This is a genomic window from Aliirhizobium wenxiniae, assembly GCF_014201355.1.
Classification (GTDB): Bacteria; Pseudomonadota; Alphaproteobacteria; order Rhizobiales; family Rhizobiaceae; genus Neorhizobium; species Neorhizobium wenxiniae.
Genome location: NZ_JACHEG010000002.1, coordinates 586,452 through 606,889 on the forward strand (window position 1 = coordinate 586,452; position 20,438 = coordinate 606,889).

The 20,438-nt window shown below is 60.0% G+C and carries 18 protein-coding genes; 6 read left to right on the forward strand and 12 right to left on the reverse strand.

Translation table 11 applies throughout. The features are described 5' to 3' along the window. The first annotated feature begins 115 nt into the window (after nucleotides 1-115). Complete coding sequence (locus HNQ72_RS10910; RefSeq protein WP_183992284.1) at nucleotides 116-622, forward strand: GNAT family N-acetyltransferase; 507 nt, start codon at nucleotides 116-118, stop codon at nucleotides 620-622. 67 nt (nucleotides 623-689) lie between these two features. Here the strand turns inward: HNQ72_RS10910 and HNQ72_RS10915 are convergent, their stop codons facing one another. After that, a complete protein-coding gene (locus HNQ72_RS10915; RefSeq protein WP_183992285.1) occupies nucleotides 690-1,406 on the reverse strand; it encodes a L,D-transpeptidase family protein in 717 nt (238 codons plus the stop codon). A gap of 196 nt (nucleotides 1,407-1,602) precedes the next feature. Next, on the reverse strand, nucleotides 1,603-2,445 hold the full coding sequence (locus tag HNQ72_RS10920; protein ID WP_183992286.1) for a L,D-transpeptidase: 843 nt from the start codon (nucleotides 2,443-2,445) through the stop codon (nucleotides 1,603-1,605). Nucleotides 2,446-2,720: 275 nt separating this feature from the next. Between HNQ72_RS10920 and HNQ72_RS10925 the strand changes: the two genes are divergently transcribed. Beyond that, a complete protein-coding gene (locus tag HNQ72_RS10925) occupies nucleotides 2,721-4,715 on the forward strand; it encodes a methyl-accepting chemotaxis protein (protein ID WP_183992287.1) in 1,995 nt (664 codons plus the stop codon). 80 nt (nucleotides 4,716-4,795) lie between these two features. Here the strand turns inward: HNQ72_RS10925 and HNQ72_RS10930 are convergent, their stop codons facing one another. The 5 genes from HNQ72_RS10930 to HNQ72_RS10950 all read right to left on the reverse strand — a co-directional run bounded on the left by HNQ72_RS10930 (nucleotide 4,796) and on the right by HNQ72_RS10950 (nucleotide 11,603). Next, nucleotides 4,796-5,695: an alpha/beta hydrolase family protein gene (locus HNQ72_RS10930; protein WP_183992288.1), complete on the reverse strand. Its 900-nt coding sequence runs from the start codon at nucleotides 5,693-5,695 to the stop codon at nucleotides 4,796-4,798. A gap of 121 nt (nucleotides 5,696-5,816) precedes the next feature. Then, nucleotides 5,817-6,914 (reverse strand): hypothetical protein, encoded by a 1,098-nt coding sequence (locus HNQ72_RS10935; RefSeq protein ID WP_210319565.1) that lies wholly within the window; start codon nucleotides 6,912-6,914, stop codon nucleotides 5,817-5,819. A 194-nt stretch (nucleotides 6,915-7,108) separates the two neighbouring features. Then, nucleotides 7,109-8,740: a cisplatin damage response ATP-dependent DNA ligase gene (locus HNQ72_RS10940; protein ID WP_183992289.1), complete on the reverse strand. Its 1,632-nt coding sequence runs from the start codon at nucleotides 8,738-8,740 to the stop codon at nucleotides 7,109-7,111. Nucleotides 8,741-8,999: 259 nt separating this feature from the next. After that, nucleotides 9,000-10,010, reverse strand: a complete 1,011-nt coding sequence (locus HNQ72_RS10945; protein ID WP_183992290.1) for a ligase-associated DNA damage response exonuclease — start codon at nucleotides 10,008-10,010, stop codon at nucleotides 9,000-9,002. Nucleotides 10,011-10,067: 57 nt separating this feature from the next. After that, nucleotides 10,068-11,603, reverse strand: coding sequence for an MDR family MFS transporter (locus HNQ72_RS10950; protein ID WP_183992291.1), 1,536 nt, complete (start codon nucleotides 11,601-11,603; stop codon nucleotides 10,068-10,070). A gap of 81 nt (nucleotides 11,604-11,684) precedes the next feature. Here HNQ72_RS10950 and HNQ72_RS10955 point away from each other — a divergent pair, with 81 nt between their 5' ends. Beyond that, on the forward strand, nucleotides 11,685-12,254 hold the full coding sequence (locus HNQ72_RS10955) for a MarR family winged helix-turn-helix transcriptional regulator (protein WP_244654398.1): 570 nt from the start codon (nucleotides 11,685-11,687) through the stop codon (nucleotides 12,252-12,254). Between the two features lie 3 nt (nucleotides 12,255-12,257). Here the strand turns inward: HNQ72_RS10955 and HNQ72_RS10960 are convergent, their stop codons facing one another. Continuing rightward, on the reverse strand, nucleotides 12,258-13,763 hold the full coding sequence (locus HNQ72_RS10960; RefSeq protein ID WP_183992292.1) for a sensor domain-containing protein: 1,506 nt from the start codon (nucleotides 13,761-13,763) through the stop codon (nucleotides 12,258-12,260). Nucleotides 13,764-13,979: 216 nt separating this feature from the next. Here HNQ72_RS10960 and HNQ72_RS10965 point away from each other — a divergent pair, with 216 nt between their 5' ends. Continuing rightward, nucleotides 13,980-15,353, forward strand: a complete 1,374-nt coding sequence (locus HNQ72_RS10965) for a TIGR03808 family TAT-translocated repetitive protein (RefSeq protein ID WP_183992293.1) — start codon at nucleotides 13,980-13,982, stop codon at nucleotides 15,351-15,353. A 245-nt stretch (nucleotides 15,354-15,598) separates the two neighbouring features. Then, a complete protein-coding gene (locus HNQ72_RS10970) occupies nucleotides 15,599-16,252 on the forward strand; it encodes a glutathione S-transferase family protein (protein ID WP_183992294.1) in 654 nt (217 codons plus the stop codon). Between the two features lie 2 nt (nucleotides 16,253-16,254). On the opposite strand, the gene HNQ72_RS10975 is transcribed toward HNQ72_RS10970, so the two are convergent. The 3 genes from HNQ72_RS10975 to HNQ72_RS10985 form a co-directional block, all read right to left on the reverse strand. Then, nucleotides 16,255-17,145, reverse strand: a complete 891-nt coding sequence (locus HNQ72_RS10975) for a LysR substrate-binding domain-containing protein (RefSeq protein ID WP_183992295.1) — start codon at nucleotides 17,143-17,145, stop codon at nucleotides 16,255-16,257. 369 nt (nucleotides 17,146-17,514) lie between these two features. Beyond that, the gene (locus tag HNQ72_RS10980) at nucleotides 17,515-18,138 is read right to left on the reverse strand and encodes a glutathione S-transferase family protein (protein ID WP_183992296.1); all 624 of its coding nucleotides are present in this window, start codon (nucleotides 18,136-18,138) and stop codon (nucleotides 17,515-17,517) included. Nucleotides 18,139-18,216: 78 nt separating this feature from the next. Further along, complete coding sequence (locus HNQ72_RS10985) at nucleotides 18,217-19,224, reverse strand: asparaginase (protein WP_183992297.1); 1,008 nt, start codon at nucleotides 19,222-19,224, stop codon at nucleotides 18,217-18,219. A 91-nt stretch (nucleotides 19,225-19,315) separates the two neighbouring features. Here HNQ72_RS10985 and HNQ72_RS10990 point away from each other — a divergent pair, with 91 nt between their 5' ends. Then, the gene (locus tag HNQ72_RS10990; protein ID WP_183992298.1) at nucleotides 19,316-20,053 is read left to right on the forward strand and encodes a DUF3750 domain-containing protein; all 738 of its coding nucleotides are present in this window, start codon (nucleotides 19,316-19,318) and stop codon (nucleotides 20,051-20,053) included. A gap of 78 nt (nucleotides 20,054-20,131) precedes the next feature. Here HNQ72_RS10990 and HNQ72_RS10995 read toward each other — a convergent pair whose 3' ends face one another. Next, nucleotides 20,132-20,278, reverse strand: coding sequence for a DUF1127 domain-containing protein (locus HNQ72_RS10995; protein ID WP_148144014.1), 147 nt, complete (start codon nucleotides 20,276-20,278; stop codon nucleotides 20,132-20,134). Nucleotides 20,279-20,438 lie beyond the last annotated feature (160 nt).

Below are 20,438 nucleotides of genomic sequence, written 5' to 3' on the forward strand. Positions count from 1 at the left end.
TGTGGCAGGCGCTTAACACATGTTTTGGTGCGAGCCTAGAAATGTCTCTTGATTGTAGCCGCCCTTGAAAACCGGTAGATTGGTACTCGCATGATGCGGTGAAGGTCGTGCCAAGATGACAGACGTCATGGAAGCAGAATCGCCGTCCCAGCTCGACGACGTGCGATCATTGATAACTGCCTTCGTGGCGTGGCATCGCCAAAGGCATGTCGAGGATATTGCTCTGATCGAGCGCTATTTCGATGCAGATGCCTTCGACCGCGAACTGGAAACGCTTCCCGGTTATTATGCCCCTCCGAAGGGTAGTCTACTGATTGCCTATGAGGACAGCCGACCGGCCGGATGCGTGGCGCTGCGTGATCTTGGAGACGAGATCTGCGAAATGAAGCGGATGTTCGTGCGGCCCGAATTTCGCGGCAGGGGCATCGGCTTGGCACTCGCCAACCGAGTTTTGGAAAACGCCCGTTCTCTCGGCTATCACCGCATCAGACTGGACACGAGCCATCGGCAGGATGAGGCGATGAACCTGTACCGGAAGCTCGGCTTCACCGAGATCGAACCTTATTATGACGTCTCGGACGATCTTCGGGCGTGGCTGGTATTTTTCGAGATGAGACTGTGACCTAATTTCGGGCGGCAGATCCCCGGCTCGCGGCCGGGGACGATATCTCACTCAATTGCTGAAGCTATTACTGCCACACCACGATGCGGGTCTTGGCGGGAACGCGTTCATAAAGGTCGATGATGTCCTGGTTCATCAGGCGCACGCAGCCCGACGATACGGCCTTGCCGATGGAGTTCCATTCCGGCGAGCCATGCAGGCGGTAAAGCGTGTCCTGGCCGTTCTGGAAGATATAGAGCGCGCGGGCGCCAAGCGGGTTCGTCAGGCCCGGAGCCATGCCGCCGTTCCTGGCGGAATATTTGACCAGTTCCGGCTGACGGGCGACCATTTCGTCCGGCGGGGTCCATTTCGGCCATTTCTGCTTCCACTGGATGACGCCCTCGCCTGACCAGGAAAAACCTTCGCGGCCGATGCCGACGCCGTAACGCATGGCAGAGCCGCCCGGTTCTACCAGATAGAGGAAGCGTGAGGGCGTATCGACGACGATCGTGCCGGGGCGCTCGCCGGTCGGATCAACGACGCGCTGGCGATAATAACGCGAGTTGATCTTCTGATAGGGGATGGCAGGGATGACGAAACCGCCATCTTCCAAGCTGCCATACATCTGGGCCGCATCGGCATCATATCCGGCCGGCTCAGGCGGCTGGGTGCTGATGCCGTCTCGATAGGTGATGACCTGCCCGCCATATGGCGTGGTCGAGGCACAGCCGGCAAGCGTCGAGGCCGCGCCCGCGCCGAGAAGAGTAAGGAAGCTCCGGCGAGAGAAAGAAGTGTCGAATGTCATGTCAGGGAGAACCATCCAGAGGAACGCGATAACGCAAAGCTTAATCGAACGATCTCGAAGGCGAAAGGTTCCGGTAGCATATGCCCCACCTCTAAGAGACAGGCCTGCGGCAAATCGGCAACGTTTCCATTGAGCCAAGGAAACGCAAGAAGCCGCCTTGCGGGCGGCTCCAGGCTTATAATCAAAGGATATTCGGTCAGGTGACGACGATCGGAGTGCCGTTCGGAACACGATCGAAAAGATCGATGACATCCTGGTTGAACATGCGCACACAGCCCGAAGACGTGGCCTTGCCGACAGACTGCCAGTCCGGCGTTCCATGGACGCGGTAGAGCGTGTCCTTGCCGTCCTTGAAGATATAGAGCGCGCGGGCACCGAGCGGGTTGTTGAGCCCCGGCGTCGCTCCACCTTCAGCAGCAGCGAACTGGCGCAGGCCCGGATCACGGGATACCATTTCATCGGGCGGCGTCCAGCGCGGCCATTTCGCCTTGCGCTGGATCACGCCACGACCGGACCATGCGAAGCCGGCCTTGCCGAGCCCGACGCCATATCGCATCGCCTTGCCGCCCGGCTGAACCAGATAGAGGTAGTGTGCACGGGTATCTACGATGATCGTGCCCGGTGCCTCGTTGGTGCGATAGTCGACTTGCGACCTTAGGAAACGCTGATCGACGCGCGAATAGGGGATCGCCGGAAGCGTGTGGTCGGCGTCGCGCGTGACGTCGTACATCGTTCGATAGACAGGATTGGAAACAGGCAGGCCGTAGGTCGCGCCGAGATCGTATTTCTGGTGGAAATCCGACGGGTAGAGCTGACGCTTCTGCGGGATCGCGCCCGGCATCGGCGGCGGCTGATTCGACGGAGGATCCTGATAGGGCGGCACGTAGAAAACCGGCGCCGTTTCCTGAACGAAAACATTCGGGTTCACGCGGCTGGTATCGGTGACGAACGGAACCTGGCAACCGGCGAGCGCCGTCGTTGCAATCAGTGCAGTCGCAAGACCGGTGGCGCGGCGAAACGATGAAAATGTGTTCGGCATAAAGACCCGCTCGAGCAGATGACGTCTGCGTACACTCTGGCAGGTGGCGCTGGCGCGAAGCTGGTGTGTCTGGCGCTGCGCGCATTCCTGCGATCAGGAACGGTTCGAAACATGTTTAATCAAATTTAAATGCGCCCAGGCTAGATCTCACACGACGGTGCAAGAGGTTCAGCCGCGATGGGAGCGGTGGTGATCGTCATGTAATCGGTTCAGACAGCATCCCTGCGTATGACAGCATTTTCGCACGGGATCGCCCTTTCCCAATAGGAAGCGAAATGCAGTTCCTCGAAAATGCAAAAATCCGCACGAAGATCGTCGCGGTCATCGCACTGATGGGTGCGATCGCACTCATCGGGCTTTTCTATGTCAGCATGCAGTTCAAGAATGCCGACGAACGATACTCCTATTTCATTTCGCACGAGAGCACGGCTGCAACGCTGAATGCGCGCGCAACGGCCGGATTGCTGCAGATGGGCCTGCAGCTCGGCCTGATGCAGGTCAATGATCCGGCCTCGCCGGAATTTGCAGCTGCCGTGAAAAAATACGAGGGCGACCGCGACCTGATGAAACAGCGCGTCGGCATGACCGTGGATCTCGTACCCACACGCCGCGCTGCCGCCGACGCCATATTGAAGGCAGTCGATGAATTCGACCAGCTGGGCCAGCAGGTCATCACGCTGGCCAAGAGCGGCCAGGCGATCCAGGCACGCGCCGCCATGCGCGATGCCGGCGCCAAAGTCATGCAGGTCCTGCCGCTTTTCGCCTCCGGTAATGACGAGTTGATGAAGACGGTCGATGCCGGCACCGCAGAACTTCAGGCCGACACCAACGACACGATCATCACCGGCATGATTGCATTGGGCATTTCGCTTGCAGTGCTGATCCTGCTTGGCCTCTACGTCGCCTCGCGCGGTATTACCGGCCCCATCGCTCGGCTGAGCGACCGCATGGCGGAACTTGCTTCGGGAGAAACCAATCGCGAGATCCCGGGCCTCGACCGCCGTGACGAGATCGGCACGATGGCGCAGGCGGTTCAGGTGTTCAAGGACAACGCCCTGAAGACGCAGGCGCTTGAAAGCGAAGCGGAAGCACAGCGCAGCCTCACGGAAGAGCAGCGCCAGCGCAATGCCGAGGATGCCCGCATCCGCGCCGAAGCGATGGCTGAAGCCACGAATGGCCTTGCCACAGGTCTCAAGCACCTCTCCTCCGGCGATCTGACATTCCAGCTCAGCCGGGCCTTCGCCCAGGAATTCGAAAGCCTGCGCGCAGATTTCAACGCCACAGTTTCGCAGCTGCGTGGAACGCTCGGTTCGGTCGCCCAAGCGACAAGCTCGATCGATTCGGGCTCGCGCGAGGTCAGCCAGAGCGCCGACGACCTTTCCAAGCGGACCGAACAGCAGGCCGCTTCGCTGGAAGAAACCGCCGCCGCCCTCGACCAGATCACGACCAACGTGTCGAACTCGTCGAAGCGTGCGGAAGAAGCTCGCACCGTTGCTATCCAGGCAAATGAAAGCGCCCGCCAGTCCGGCGTCGTCGTTGCCAACGCGGTCAACGCCATGGAACGTATCGAGGAATCGTCCGGCCAGATTTCCAACATCATCGGCGTGATCGATGACATTGCCTTCCAGACCAATCTTCTGGCACTCAACGCCGGCGTCGAGGCCGCGCGTGCGGGTGAAGCGGGCAAGGGCTTTGCCGTTGTCGCACAGGAAGTGCGCGAACTGGCACAGCGTTCCGCCCAGGCCGCCAAGGAGATCAAGGATCTCATCGGCAAGTCGTCCGTCGAGGTTGAGACCGGCGTCAAGCTGGTCAGCGAAACCGGCACGGCGCTGAAGACGATCGAGAACTATATCGTCACGATCAACCAGCATATGGATTCGATCGCCACCTCCTCGCGCGAACAGTCGGTCGGCCTCGCGGAAGTCAACACCGCGGTCAACCAGATGGACCAGGTGACCCAGCAGAATGCTGCGATGGTGGAAGAAGCCAATGCCGCAGGCGCTACGCTGGCGACAGAATCGGGCCGCCTTCGCGAACTGGTGTCGCAGTTCCAGCTCGGCCAGGGCTCAAGCGCAGGTTTCTCGCAACAGACAGGTGCGCCGCGCCAGACGGCTTCGATGATGCCAGCACCGGTGAAAGCCGCCTCGCGCAGCACAGCACCGGTCGCCTCGCCAGCACGCGGCATGGTCGGCAAGCTTGCCCAGGCCTTCGGCGGCGGTCGCAGCGGCGCTGCAGCGGCACCGGCAGCAGACAACTGGGAAGAGTTCTGATCATTAGATCAGCGTCATAAAAAGAAGAGGCGGGATCTTGATCCCGCCTTTTTTATTGGCCGACAAACAGTTTCCGGAGATCAGGCAAACTGGTTGAAAAAATGGATGCTCTCGACAACGGCACCAGGAACGACACCGTTATGCGTGCCGGGTAGAAGTTTCTTTTCGATCGAGACGCTTGCCGATCTGGCCCGCTCCATCAGCAACTCATGGTCCTTGTCAAACGGACGTTCCTCGGAGCCGCGCAGCAGATATGTCGGGCATTTGAGGCTGGCGCCGAAACAGGCGGAGGAGCGCATGACGAATTCCATCGGATCCGCCGGATCAAAAGGCATTTCGTTCGAATAGCGGCCGAAATAGCGCCAGGCGCTGACACCGGCCGAGATCGGCGCGGCGGCGCGGAATTTACGCGTCATTGAGGCGAGCAGCGCCAGCGTGCCGCCATTCGAATGACCGGCGATGAAGAGGCGATTGCGATCTATTCCGGGCAGATTTTCCAGATAGGTCGCAGCCGCCAGCGCATCGGCGGTTTCATCATAGAAGCCGGAATAATAACCGGCCTGCCCGTTCTCCCCACGGAAGGACGGCAGAAGAACAACAAAGCCTGCTTCCCAATAGGGTTTCATCAGTTCCCAATGGCCGTCGCCGGTGGCATTTCCGCCGTGAAGGAAAAGCACTGCGGGTTTCAGTTTATTCGACGGCTCGTAATGGGAAAGCCAGGCGATCAGCTGGATCGAGCCATCCGGGCCGCCCGGATAGGTAACGCGTGTGGCACCCGGCGGCGTGCCGAGCGGGGCAGAGACTTCCGGCGACGGCCCCTTGCGCAGGAGAGAGGTGCGAAAATGTTTGCGCGCCTGCGCATAGTCCCGGTTTTCAAGCGGCGGGATATCAGGCGTCGGGAAGGGAGTGGCAGCGAGAGCATTTCTGGAAAGGGCACTGGCGGCGATGCCGGCAAGCACGATGCGGCGGGTCACTATCATGGGCGAAACATCCGGAAGCGGAACGAACACATGGCACTCTTAGCAGACGATAAAATGCTGCGTGTCACATGTTCGTCAATGGGGCCTGAGACGTTCAAGAAAACGAAAACCAGACTTCCCCCTACTTCCAGCTCAGATGATCGGCACCGGAGCAGCCGCGCGGTGCGCGGTCATCGCCGAAACGCTTCTGCAACTGGCCGCAGCCCCACTCGTTGAGCGGCCCGGGCATGACGTTATTGATCTCCATGCCGATCTGGTCGAATTGCGTCGGCGACGTGGTGACGTACCAGGCCCAGTAACCGAGCGCAGCGACCACGACGAGAACGATGCCGACGAGAAGCGTCTTGAGGCCCTGCATCCATTGAAGCTTCCTCTTCGGTGCGGCTTGCATCACGATTTCATCGGCATCCGCCTCAGCAGCACGGATCGAGGAGAGTGCGGCCTCGCGCTCTTCTGCAGTCAGGGCGATGCGCTGAAGCCCGGCATCGATCATCACCGGCAGAGCCGTCTTTCCATGGCGGACGGCGGCACCGACCAGATTACCCCGCGGATCGGTCAGGAACAGAGGTTCTTCATCGCGCCCGAACAGCGTGTAGGCCGTGCGCTTGGTCATGCCGGGTGCGAGCTTGTCCGCGTAGGTGACGAACAGACGCTTGCCGCTCTTCTTCGCGGCCGTGACCGCGACCGGAATCAGCGTCAGCTCAGCCGGCTTGCCGATCTGGCCGCGCACGCGCCAGACGCGAATCGCCAGAAACACCATTGCGCAGCTGAGAAGCACCATAAGCCCCCCAAGGATGGCGAAGCAGATGGCGCGGTTCCAGATCTTTTCGAGGCCGAGTGTCAGCGTGGCGAGTTCCGGGCGATCGCCGGAGATGACGAGTTCGGTCAGATAGCTGCCGGAATGCATATCGACGAAGAGGAAATGCGTCTCCGTTTGATAGGAGCGACCCTGGTAAGTATAGGCAAGCTTTGCCTTGCATTCGGTCATCACGCCCTTTCGCGTGGTGCACTTGCCGTTACGGATGTCGCCGTCCTGCAGCACGACCGGATTGAGACTGATCTGATAGTCACGCCACAGGCCCGGCCCCTGCCACCAGATGATGAAACCGGCAAGCACCATGATGACCGGCACGAACCAGAAGAAGCCGCGCGGCAGGGAAACCGCGCTGGAATTGAGAGATAGCGGGCGGCGAGGCAGTGCAATTTCAGGAATGGACATCGTATTTCTCAAATATGCGCGTAGGCGATCTCGCCAACGGGGCTTTGAAAATGCAAGGCGACACGAGAAGCCGCCGGGCGGGACAAGCGGATTGGTGCGTCGCAGAAGGCGCAACCGCTGCGGTCAAAATAATCGCCTTGGCGTGAGAGGCATCAGCTAACTGACGTCATGCACAATTTAAGCACGATCGAATGTCAGGTTTTTGCTTCGCGTGTCTCGATCATGGCGACAAGCGTTTCCAGCCGGTCGGCATCACGCGGCAACTTATCCTGCCGAAGCCGGGAGATGCGGGGAAAACGCATGGCGACGCCGGATTTGTGACGGGTGGAGCGGGCAATGCCCTCGAAGGCGACTTCAAGCACGAAACCGAAATCAGGCGTCGCCTTCACTGCCCTCACCGGGCCGAAACGATCGATCGTGTTGTCGCGGACGAACTTGTCGAGCACTTCCAGTTCCGCATCGGTGAAACCGAAATAGGCCTTGCCGACCGGCACAAGCTGCTCCCCCTCCTCCGTCGTGGTCCAGACGCCAAAGGTGAAGTCGGAATAATAGCTCGACCGCTTGCCGTGGCCGCGTTGGGCATAAAGCATGACGGCATCGATATTATAGGGATCGCGCTTCCACTTGAACCACGGTCCCTTGAGGCGACCGGCCTGATAGGGACTATCCTTGCGCTTGATCATCACGCCTTCGATGACCGGATCGGGGGGATCGATGCGCAGGCGGTCGAGTTCCATCCAGTCGGTGAAGGGGACGAGATCGGAGAGGTCGAACCGGTCATGCGGCGCCCTGTCGATCACCTCGGAGAGACGGTCGCGACGGGTAAGGAAACCGTCGGCGCGGATATCCACCTCGCCCTGAAACAGAAGATCGTAAGCGCGGACGAAGGCGGGGTAGTCGTCCATCATCTTGCCCGTCACCGTCTTGCGGTTGAGGCGCTGTTGGAGGTCGGAGAAGGTGCGGGTCGGAGCATTGGTGCGTTTCGTACCGCCGACCAGAAGTTCGCCATCGATAACGCCGTCGAAATTGATCGCCTCGACGACATCGGGGAAAGCGCCGGTAATATCATCGCCTGAGCGGGAATAGAGTTTCTTCGTGCCGCCGTGGCTCGACATCTGGACACGGATGCCATCCCATTTCCATTCGGCGGCATAGTCTGCCGGATCGAGCTTTTCGAGATCGCCGTCTTCCACCGGATTGGCGAGCATGACCGAATGGAAGATCGCCGGGGTGGCGAGCACCGGCTTGTCCGCCCGGCCCTCCAGCCAGGCGAACAGGCTTTCGTAGGGTGGCGTCAAGCCATGCCACAGGGTTTCGATCTCAATGATGTCCTTACCGCTCATATCAGCCAGCGCCTGCTTGGCGAGACGCGCGGATACGCCGATGCGCAGCGAACCGGTAGCGAGTTTCAGAAAGGCGAAGCGGCCGGATGTATCGAGCCGATCGAGAAGATCACGCACGGCACCGCGAACTTCGGTACGGCCGAGCGAGTTCATCCGTTTGACGACCTCCGAAAGGCGGGGCTGCGGGGCATGATCGGCGACGTCCTTGGCGCCGCCATCCCAGACGAGCGAGATGGTTTCGGCAAGATCACCGACATAGTCGTAGGAGTAACGGAACAGGACTTCGTCCATCCGTTCCATGACCAGTTCGCGCAGCATGGCGGGTTTGACGCTTTTGAGATCCAGAACGCCGGCGAGAGCGGCAAGCCCGTAACCGCGATCGGGATCGGGCGTGGTGCGGAAATAGTCGACAAGCAGGGTGAGCTTGCCGTTGCGCGATGGGGTGAGGACGAGGCGGTCGAGAAGGGTTGCGAAGGGCTTCATGGTGTGGCCCCGCCGATAGTAAGCGCGGTGCCGTGCCGGCCCCCCTCTGGCCTGCCGGCCATCTCCCCCACAGGTGGGGAGATCACAAGAGGCGGGCTCTCCGCCCAGCTACCTCCCATCAGTGGAGTGGCCCGCCATTGCCATCTCTTCTTGCCCCGAGTTTTATCGAGCCAGATCGGTGAGCCCAGCTGATCTCCCCCCTTGTGGGGGAGATGGCCAGCAGACCAGAGGGCGGTGTCGCGATGCAGACGGCTGACCATCAATCCCCCTCATCCTCATAGCCCACCAGATGCAACGGTCTTGCCGGGATGCCCTGCAGCTCGCACCAGCGTACCAGTGCCTCCTCACGGCCGTGGGTGACCCAGACCTGTTGCGGGGCAATCTCCGTGATGGTGGACAGAAGTTCCGGCCAGTCACAATGATCCGAGACGACCAGCGGCAGTTCGACGCCGCCCTGTTTGGCACGCTGGCGGACCATCATCCAGCCGGAGGCAAAGGCGATCAAAGGTTCGTTGAAACGGCGCGCCCAGCGATCCTGAAAGGCGGAGGGTGGCCCCACGACGATGGCGCCAGCAAATTCGGTCGGCTTGCTCTTTTCGATCGTGGCCGGACGGATGTCTCCAAGCTCGATCCCCTGCCCCTGATAATAGTCGCAGAGCCGAGCCAATGCGCCATGAATATAGATCGGGTCGGAATAGCCGTTGTCGCGGATCAGGCGGATGACGCGCTGCGCCTTGCCGAGCGCATAGGCGCCGACGAGATGGCTGCGCTCGGGAAACTGTTTCAGCGATGTAAACAGCTTTTCCATCTCGACCTTCGGATCCGGGTGATGGAAGACCGGCAGGCCGAAGGTCGCCTCGGTGATGAAGACATCACAGGCGATCGGCTCGAAGGGATCGCAAGTCGGGTCGATGCCGCGCTTGTAATCGCCCGAGACAACTATGCGCATGCCGTCCTTTTCGATGAGGATCTGAGCCGAGCCTAGGACATGGCCGGCCGGCCGGAACATCACCTTGACGCCGTTTACTACGATCTCCTCGCCCCAAGCGGCCACCTGCTCCGATCCGGCAAAATCCTCGCCGTAACGGATCGCCATGATGTCCAGCGTCTGGCGAGTGGCAAGCACATGGCCGTGGCCGGAACGGGCATGATCGGAATGCCCATGGGTGATCAGCGCCCGTTCGACGGGGCGGACCGGATCGACGTGGAAATTTCCGATGGGGCAGAACAGCCCGGCGGGGGTCGGATGAAGCAGAGCCTCGGGTTTCATGCCTATCAAGATAGGCGACAGCCCGAGAGTTTCGAGAGGTCCAGCCGTGCAGGAGGTTCAGGCGGCAGCCTTTTCCTCTTTCGGCTGGGCTGTGGCCTGCATCGTTGGAAGCTGGATCGGTTTGAGGCAAAGGGCTGCGACGAGGCCGATCAGCGCAATCAACGCCGCGACGAGGAAGAGCGGTGAAAAGACATCGTGATAGACAGCCGCCACGGCCTGGCGCGATGCTTCGGGCAAGGTTGCCAAGATCTTTGGCGTCAGCGTCTCGATATCGGGAAGGCCCGGGATTTCAACCGGATGAGATTTCAGGCCGGTGCCGATAATCGCACCAAACAGTGAGATGGCGATCGAAGCGCCGCCCATGCGCATCAGCGCCACCGCGCCGCTTGCTGCACCGACATCGCCGCGCGGCACGGCATTCTGCACGCCGATGATCGGCGCCTGCTGGCCGAAGCCGACAGAGAGCCCCTGCAGGAACATGATCGTCGCAACCATGACCAGAGAGACATCGTGACCGATCTGTGAGAAGCAGAAAAGCATGATGACGCTCATGGCGAGGCCGATCACGGTGAAGGGCTTGTAGCGGCCTGTGATCGAGATCAGCCGGCCGGCCGAGATGGAGCCGGTGACGATGCCGCCGGTCAGCGCGATGAAGAACAGGCCGGCAGCAGAGGGTGAAAGGCCGGTCGTCGTCTGCAGGAACAGCGCATAATAGTTGACCAGACCGATGCCGACCGAGCCCGCGCAGAGCGAGATGATGAGGTAGAGCGAAAATGTGCTGTCGCGGAAAAGTTTGAGCGGCACGATCGGTTCCGGCACCCGGCTTTCGACGAAGACCCAGAGGCAGGCGCAAACGATGCCGCCGGCCAGAAGGGCGAGCGAGGCGGGTGCAACCAGCGAGCCGAAAATCTGGCGGCTGTCGGCAAAGGCGACGAGGCAGGTAATCGTTGCGGCCAGAACCGCGGCACCGACATAATCGATCTTCGGCTGACGCGTCGGGCGGCGATAGGGCAGCATCAGGACGAGGCCGGTGATGACGATGACGCCGAGCGGCAGGTTGATAAGGAAGATCGAACGCCAGCCGAAGAGATCGCTCATCGTGCCGCCAAGGACAGGACCAAGACTGCCGGATGCCATGATCATCAGGCTGGAATAGCTCTGATATTTGGCGCGCTCGCGCGGCTCGAAGAGATCGGCATTGATCGAGAAGATCGACACCATGATGCCGCCGCCGCCCAGCCCCTGAAAGACACGAGCTGCAATCAGGCTGTCCATCGACCAGGCAAAACCGCAGGCAAGCGATCCGAGCGTGAAGATGACGATCGCCGCCAGCATGACGTATTTGCGGCCGAAGAGATCGCCCAGCTTGCCATAGATCGGCATCACTGCGCTGGTTGCGAGCAGAAAGGCGGAACTGACCCAGCCGAAACGTTCCATCTGGCCGAATTCACCGACGATCGTCGGCAGAGCCGTCGAAACGATCTGGTTGTCGAGCGTCGCCATGAAAAGCGCCGCCATCAGGAAGCAGAAAACGATCAATCGCTGGCGGTGGCTGGCAACCAGCGGGACGACGGGGGATGCGGGAGGTGTCATGGCGTATCCAGTGTGAGCCGAATTTATGTGCCTTTAGCATATAATTGTCAATCGCACCCAGATGCGGGCAGCAGATAATTCTTGCCCGGATATACAGCTCTGCTATTTTCCTTCGCCATGACAAAGACAGTGACCGAAGAACACTCCATTCAAGCCGCCGCCGATATTGCCCATATCAGCGAGGTGATGGGTAGGATGCGGCTGCTGATCGGCCGCAGGGTGATCAGCCGGACGCTGGTCGACAATCTTGCTCCGAGCCTCGAAATCTCACACCTGGATGCATTACGGGCAATGAACCGTATCGACGGCGAGGTCACTGTCGGTGCAATCGCGGATGTGATGCGGCTCGATCCATCACGCGGGAGCCGGCTGGTTGCGGAACTGGTGACGCAAGGGCTTTTGCGCCGTGATGCATCGCAAGCTGACGGACGCCGGTCGATCGTCGTGCGCACGGAACTCGGCGACCAGCTGATGGCACAGGTCGATGCGACCAAACGACGGCTGCTTGCCTCCATGCTTGACGGTTGGACGGAAGACGAACTCAACGTCTTCGCCGGGCTGTTCGACAAGTTCGTCAGCAAGTTCGAGGAAACCTATCCGAACGAGAAGGCCGGCAGCCCGAGTGCTGCGCGTATCCTTACCGGCGCGTGACAATCACCCACAGATAGTCAGCCTGTCGCGGCCGAGCTCCTTGGCTTCGTACATGGCGCGGTCAGCGCTTGCCAGGAGATCCTCTGCAAGCTCACCGTCCTCGGGATAGAAGGCGACGCCCATGCTACACGTCGCGCCGATGCTGCTCCCCTCAACCAAGACAGGTTCGGCAATGAGGGTGCGCAGCTTATCCAGACGCCGCAACACGCCGCTGCGATCGCCATCCGGATTTGAGAAGACGATGGCAAATTCATCGCCGCCCAACCTGACGATGAGATCGCTCGCACGGATACAGTGAGCCATGCGATCCGAAAGCGTCTTGAGAACTGCATCACCAGCCGCGTGGCCGTGGGTATCGTTGATCAACTTGAAATTATCGAGGTCGATATAGGCGACCGTCACCTTGCGGCTTTCGCGCCTCGCCTCGTGCAGGCTGCGATTGAACTGGCTCCAGAAAAGCGTGCGATTGGGCAGGCCGGTGAGCGGATCGTGATGCGCCATATGACGGATGCGGCGTTCGCTTTCAGCACGCTCTATGGCAATGCCTGCAAGATCGGTAGCGATCGCCATCAACTCGAGTTCAATCGCCGTCGGCTCGCGCCTTGTGGGCGAATAAAGCGCGAAAGTGCCAAGCACGCGCGCCTCTGCACCAATGATCGGCGTCGACCAGCAAGAGCGAAAACCGAACAGGGGACCAAGCTCACGATACGGTTCCCAGAGCGGGTCGGCCTCTACATCCGCGACCGTCACGAGCGTACCCGTCCAGGCCGCCGTACCGCAAGAACCACGGCTTGGGCCGATTTCGATGCTCTCGATGAGCTGCACATAAGAAGGTGAAAGACCGGGGGCAGCGCCTCCTGAAAACCGCTTGCGGTCCTCGTCAAGCAGCATTACGGCGCCCTTAACATCATGAAGCTGCGCCTCGATAAGCCGGACGATCGCATTCAACACCACATCCAGCGGCTGACCACGCGCGATCATTTCCAGCAGGCGCGCCTGGCCGTGGCGCAGCTCTTCCTGCCGTTTTCGTTCGCCGATATCACGCGAAATGCTGACCAGACCGACGATCTGTCCGGCAGAGTTCCTGAGCGCAATTTTCGAGATGGACAGCCAGAACGTCTTGCCGTCATGGCGGACGAGATATTCGTCCTGCTTCTCAACGGCCGAACCACTTTCCATCACCAGCTGCTCCATGGCGAAAAGCCGGTTGGCGGTCTCTGTGATGAAGACATCGAAATCTGTCTTGCCGATCAGGCTGGAGTAATCGCTGATATCGGCCGCACGGCAGGCTGCCTCGTTGGCGAAGACAAACCGGCTGCGGCGGTCCTTGATCGAAATGAAATCGGGCAACTGATCCAGCACCCTCAGCGCCGTCAGCTCCTGCAATGCTTCCGCAAGGTCCAGCGCGCAACCACTGTCCATGACGGTGCGTCGCAATCGCTCGCACGCATCTTCCAATGCTTCCCTCGGTGTTTCCACCGTCATCTCATATGATACGGGAATTACCATGTCCGTCTCCAAGCCCCCGAAACGTCCAGAAATTGCATGCCCCACGCAATGCACCTTAAAAAGCAATTACTACCCCTTGCTTAATAAAATTGTGCGACTGCATGTCTTGTTGAGATGATTGCAAAGTTTTTACCCGGATACGCAAATATTTGTGACGCAGGTCGATCACAGATACTGCAATGGGAAACTATTTATTGACGCGGTGAGGCAAGCTGGATGATTTCGAAACGTCGACTGTTGGCAGGGCTGGTCGCAGCGGCCTCGACTGCGGCTATTGCCCGGTCGGCGGCAGGCCGATCACCGGTCATTTCCAGTGGCGAGTTGCGCGGCTCCATTGATGCAAACGCCCACGGCGTCGTGCCGGGTGGAGGGGAAACGACGCGACGCAACCTTCAGCGTCTGCTTACTGAGGCTGCAGAGCGCAACATGCCTGTCTATCTGCCGCCCGGGGACTATCCGATGTCCGGCATAGACCTGCCCGATGGCGCCCGCCTGATCGGGATTGCCGGAGCAACCCGCCTGCTCCTTTCCGGCTTCGGCGTCTTGTTGCAGGCCGAAAACGCTCGTCACATAGAACTCTCAGGCCTGATCATCGATGGCGCTGGACGTGCGCCCGCCGGAGATGCGCCAGCGCTTGCGCTGTTTCGCAATGTGGCGGACCTCGTCATCGAAAATTGCGACGTGGTGAATGGAGCCAGGACAGGGCTGCACCTGGAGGCTTGCGGCGGCAGGATTTCGCGCAACCGGATGACCCGCGCTGCCGAATACGGGCTTTACGCGGTCAATAGCGCCAATCTCACGGTCGCCGACAACATCGTCTCCGATTGCGCCAATGGCGGCATTCTCATTCATCGTTGGGAAAAAGGTCGGGATGGGACGATCGTTTCCGGCAATCGCATCTCGCGCACCGGCGCGGGTAATGGCGGCACCGGCCAGTATGGCAATGCGATCAACCTTTACCGCGCCGATGACGTCATCGTTTCGGGAAACCACATTTCGGATTCGGCCTTCTCCGCGATCCGCGCCAACAGCGCCTCGAACGCGATGATATCGGGCAATCACTGCACCGCATCCGGCGAGACGGCGATCTATGCGGAGTTCTCCTTCGAAGGCGCGATGATTTCGGGCAATCTGGTGGATGGCGCGGCGAACGGCATTTCCGTAGTCAACTTCAATGAGGGTGGAAGACTTGCCACGATCGCTAACAACATCGTGCGCAACCTGCGCCCGGTCGGCCCCTATACGGTCGAGGACCCGATCTTCGGCGTCGGCATCAGTGCCGAGGCGGATACGGCAGTGACGGGCAATGTGGTCGAGAACGCGCCCTATGGTGGCCTGGCTTTCGGTTTCGGACCTTACCTGCGCAATGTCACGGCGACCGGCAATATCGTGCGCGACGCCAGCGTGGGCTGCGTCGTGACCGTGGTGGAAGGAGCAGGTGACGCTATCATCGCCAACAACATCTTTCAGGGTGCGAGACGGGGCGCGATCATCGGGTATCGGTGGAGAGAAGCATCAACCGGGGATCTGGCAAAGGGCGGCGCAGAGCGATTTTCGCATCTGACGATCGAGGGCAATCGAGTGAGCTAGAAATCGAGGTCGAATTCGTCTTCATCAAAACCCATTTCACCGGATGCCACCTTGGCCTTGAGTAATGTCGCCATTTCGATCGGAGGCGTAATGCTGAGGACCGGGTGGGGCCTCCTGTGAGACTCATTAAGATTGTCCGACACGATTAGTCCCATCGAAAACTTTCATGGGCGTCCAACGCAGGAGGACCTTCCGTTCGTCATCGAACCTGATTAGCTTCGCGCCAACTCATCAAGGAGATATCGATGCTGAAGATCTACGGGGTTTATCGTTCTCGCGCGACGCGGCCGCTCTGGCTGATCGAGGAAATCGGCCTGCCATTCGAGCTCGTGCCGATCATCCAGGCCTATCGCTTGGCCGACACGTCTGCCCCTGGCTGCCCCGTGCATACCCGCTCGGACGAGTTTCTTACCGTCAATCCGATGGGATCGATCCCGTCGATGGACGACGACGGCTTCGTGCTGCATGAGTCACTCGCGATCTCGCTTTATCTCGCCCGCAAATATGGCGGCGAACTCGGCCCGAAGAATATCGAAGAAGAAGCGCTGATGGTGCAGTGGTCGCTGTTTGCGGCAACCAGCATCGAAACGGATGCGCTGAAGATCCAGTCAACCAAGGGCGACACGCCGGAAGGCATTGCAGCGATCGACGATGCGGCCGATTGCCTTGTCCGGCCCCTCGATGCGCTCGAAAAGCATCTCGAGACAACACATTATCTCGTTGGCGATCGGTTTACCGCCGCGGATATCAATGTCGTCGAAATCCTGCGTTATGCACGCGGTTATCACCCGCTGTTCGACAACCGTCCATCGCTCAAGGCCTGGTATGAGGCCTGCACCCATCGTCAGGGCTATCAGGCGATGTGGGCAAAGCGGAACGCCGAACCGGCAAATCCGTAAGACTATTCAGGCTGCAAGGCCTCAAGCTCCTGCGTCAGCCATCGATGAAAGGCCTTGACCTTCGGTGGCTGGCGAATTCCGGCGGGCGTGACGAAATAATGCCCGAAGCCGGTCGCGGCGCGAGTGGCAAAGGGTTCAACCAGCTTGCCCTGCGCCAGCGGATAATCGGCAAGCGTCTGCCAGGCGATCATGACGCCCTCGCCTCTTATCGTTGCGTCGAGACAGAGCGAGGCTTCGTTGAAGACGTGACGGACCTGCATCTGCCGTCCCTCAAGCCCCACGCAACGAAGCCAGACATCCCAGGAAAACATGGCGTGGCCATCGATGATGGTCGGCAGGTTGAGAATATCCTTCGGCTCGCGCAGTCGCTCAGCCAGAGCAGGCGCGCAGACGGGAAAAACGAGCTGCGGCAACAGCAGGTCCGCATTCACACCCTGCCATTTTCCCGCGCCGACACGAATGCCGATATCCACGCCATCGGTGACGAAATCCGCCAGGGCGGTGGTGGCATCGATGCGCAGTCGGATCTCGGGATGCAATGCCGTGAACCGGTCGAGCCGGTGTACGAGGAAACGGGCGGCGAAGACCGGTGCGACGGAGATCGTCAGCAACTTATCATCGCGCGGTCGACCAACCGCCACCGCTTCCGAGAGGCTGCGGAAGCCGTCCGTCAGTCGCGCCAGCATCGGCCTTGCGGTATCGAGCGGCACCATGCCTTTCGGCAGGCGCTGAAAGACGGGGTGGCCAAGCTGCGCCTCCGCCTTGATGACCTGCTGGCTGACGGCACCGATGGAGACGCCGAGTTCGCTTGCTGCAGCCTGCAGCGAGCCCAAACGCGCGACGGCTTCCACGGCCCGCAGGCCATTCAGATGAACGAGGTTCAGGTTGCTCATATAGAAAATCTATAACGAGTTGCTGAGAATGTCGATTGTAGAAGCGCCCTGAACAACCCATATTCAGCCTGCAAATGAAACCACCATTTGCGAGGTGAATAATGAACCCCCTCAAGATTTTCTTGAACTCCTTAGCCCGATCGATCCGATCGCGCCTGGCGACCGAGGTTGCCGAAAAGAGCCCATTGGACCATCCCGACATTCAGGCGATGGATCTGCTGCAGCTCGCAGACCTGCCCATGCCCCATCTTCCGATGCCGGCACCGATGGTAGCCGACGCCGAAGGTCAACCGGAAAGCATGCCGCTCGCGCGCTGCGCATAAAGCGTTTCAGCGCAATTTGGGATGCAAACCGGTTGCGGCCTGTGCTTCAGGCTGCTTTTTCTTCCGCCAATGCCTTCTGCACGGCGGGACGTTCCAGCATCATGCGGTAATGTGCGTGTACCCGCGGGAAATCCGCGATCTCGACACGGTCGCTCTTCAGCCATCCGGACATCAGAAAGAGATAGGGATCAGCGGTTGAATAGTGTTCTCCGAGCACATAGGGGCCTTCGAGCATGCCGTCTTCGATCAGACGGAAACACTCGCTCATCACCTGCGGCAGCTTGTTCTTCATGTCCTCGAATGAGGTTTCCTGATCGGCCCAGCGATAACCGCGCCGGCCATGCGCATGCGCAACGTGCACAGTGGACGCCATATAGGCGTTGAAGGCCTGCATCTTGGCAAAGAGGAAGGGATCGGCAAGCGGCGCAAGCCTGGCTTCCGGCGCCGCCTGGGCGATATAACCGAGAATGGCGACGGTTTCCGTCACCACACCCTTATCCGTGACAAGCGCCGGGACACGCCCCTTGGGATTAATCGCCAGATAGGCCTCAGACCGCTGCTCGCCCTCGGCGAAATTCAGCCTCTTCACTTCATAGGGCAGACCGGATTCGGCGAGTGCGATGTGACTGGCAAGCGCGCAACTGCCGGGCGAAAAATAGAACGTGTTCATCAACATCCTCCAGATCTGCGACAGTCATAACATGACAGGAGACGCAGACCAGCGCCGAGCGATGCCGATACGCTTCTATCAGGCGAACATGGCGTCGGTTACGCGGACATCACCGACAGGCATGCCGTTCCAGTTCTTCATCTGGCGGTTGGCCATGCCCATCAGCTTCGTCTGGACCTCTCCACCCTTTTCGAAATAGCGGGAGATCAGCGCATAGATCATCGCTTCTGCGGCACGGGTCGTGCCGTCTTCGCATTTGACCGCCATGGCGAGGCCCTGATCCGGAAGTGCCGCAACAAAGACGCCCTCGGCACCGGTCTTGGCAAAGATCTTGCCCGGCGCCACTTCCATCAGCTTCGTGCACGCACGGTCAGTGCCGGCGACGTAAAAAGGCTCGGCCATGCAGGCATCGATCAGGCGGCGTGACGCCTTGGCACGCGATGTGGCAAGCCCTTCGCCAGTCAGCATTTTCGCGAAACCATGGGCCAGTCCCTTGAGCGGCACGGCATAGGTCGGGATGGAGCAGCCATCCGTGCCGCAATTGTCCGCGCCCAGCACCGCGCCCGTCAGGCTCTGCATGACATCGCGGATTTCCCGCTGCAGCGGATGATCGTAACCGACATAACCTTCGAGCGGCGTACCGGAATGAACGCAGGTGCAGACGAAACCGGAATGTTTGCCAGAGCAGTTGTTATGCAGCGCCGTCGGCTGGTCGATGGTGCGGGCCTGGTGAATGAGGGTTGCCTGATCGGACGACCAATGTGCGCCGCATTCGAGCGCGGACACATCGCGGCCCGCTTTCTTCAGCATGGATGCCGCCATTTCGACATGGCGGTCCTCGCCGGAATGCGAAGCGCAGGCGAAGGCGAGTTCAGCATTGCCGAAACCGTAAGCATCCGCAGCACCGCTCTCGATCAGAGGCAGCGCCTGCATGGCCTTGCAGGAGGAACGCGGGAAGACGCCGGCCTCTGCATCGCCGAAGGAAAACACGGTCTTTCCGCTTCCATCGACAACCACACCCAATCCTCTGTGACGGCTCTCGACGGAAGAACCGCGGGTCACTTCAACGGTAACGGGATTTTGCATGGTCTGTCCTGATTTTGCTGGCTTCTATGGCAACAAGAGATTGGTGGCAGGCTCTTATCCTGTTCGCGGAAGACTTGCACGGGAAATGCTTATGAAATCGGTAAAACGTCTGCTGATCGTCATCTTCATCGTCTACCTGCTGCCGACCTTCGCGTCTGCGGGGCTTTGGGCAATGAAGGATCACCCATCCGGGTGGAGTGCGGCGCGGTGGACATCGGCGGGCATCCTGCCCAAGCCCGAGGACAACAAGGATGCGGCGATCTATATCTTCTCCGCGATGACGGGTGGCCTGAAAGGCTCCGTTGCGAGCCATGCCTGGATCGTCACCAAGGAAAAGGGCGCTTCGGCCTATACCCGCTACGACAAGGTCGGCTGGGGATCGCCGATCCGGCGCAACCATCGGGCGCCGGATGCCTACTGGTATTCGAACGAACCGCAGCTGGTCGCGACGGTCACGGGATCAAAGGCCGAGTTATTGATCCCGAAGATAGAAGGCGCGATCGCCGCCTACCCTTATGCCGAGCCGGGCGGATACACGATCTGGCCCGGCCCGAATTCCAATACATTCGTTGCCTATGTACTGCGAACCGTGCCGGAGATCGGCGCCGTACTGCCGCCGCATGCGGTGGGGCGTGATTACCTGCCGAACGGTGAGTTCGTTCATCTGGACGAAGACAGGCGCGACCTTCATGTAACGCTGCGTGGACTTGCCGGTTTCTCTGTCGGCCAGCGCAGCGGTCTGGAAGTGCATTTTCTCGGACTTGTCGCGGGCTTCGATCTTGCCCGGCCCGGGATCAAGATACCGGCACTCGGGCGGATAGGCATCTGATCCGGCGGGCAATCCCACAAAAGCAAAACGCCCGCGTCATGGCGGGCGTTTTCATCGAAGTATTTGCCTGTTTTTCGATCAGAAACCGTGGGCGGTCCGAGCGAAGCTGCGGATCTCGTATTGGGTGATCCCGAGATCTGCCAGTTCGCGCGTCGTCATCCGCTCCAGTTCGGCAACCGTCCGACGGTAGTTGCGCCAATTCGTCAAAGTGCGTTTCACGTTCATGATGGTCCCCCTTTCCTGGGCTTTTCGAAACGGCGGCCGGTTCGTGGCGCCCTCTTGTTTCGATGCGTTTGTTATACGCGCGAAGACCGTCTTGAAGTAGCAATCAATTAGCAGCACACCCCTGCCAAATGAGCAGGTATTTTTGTGATCTCGGTCAAAG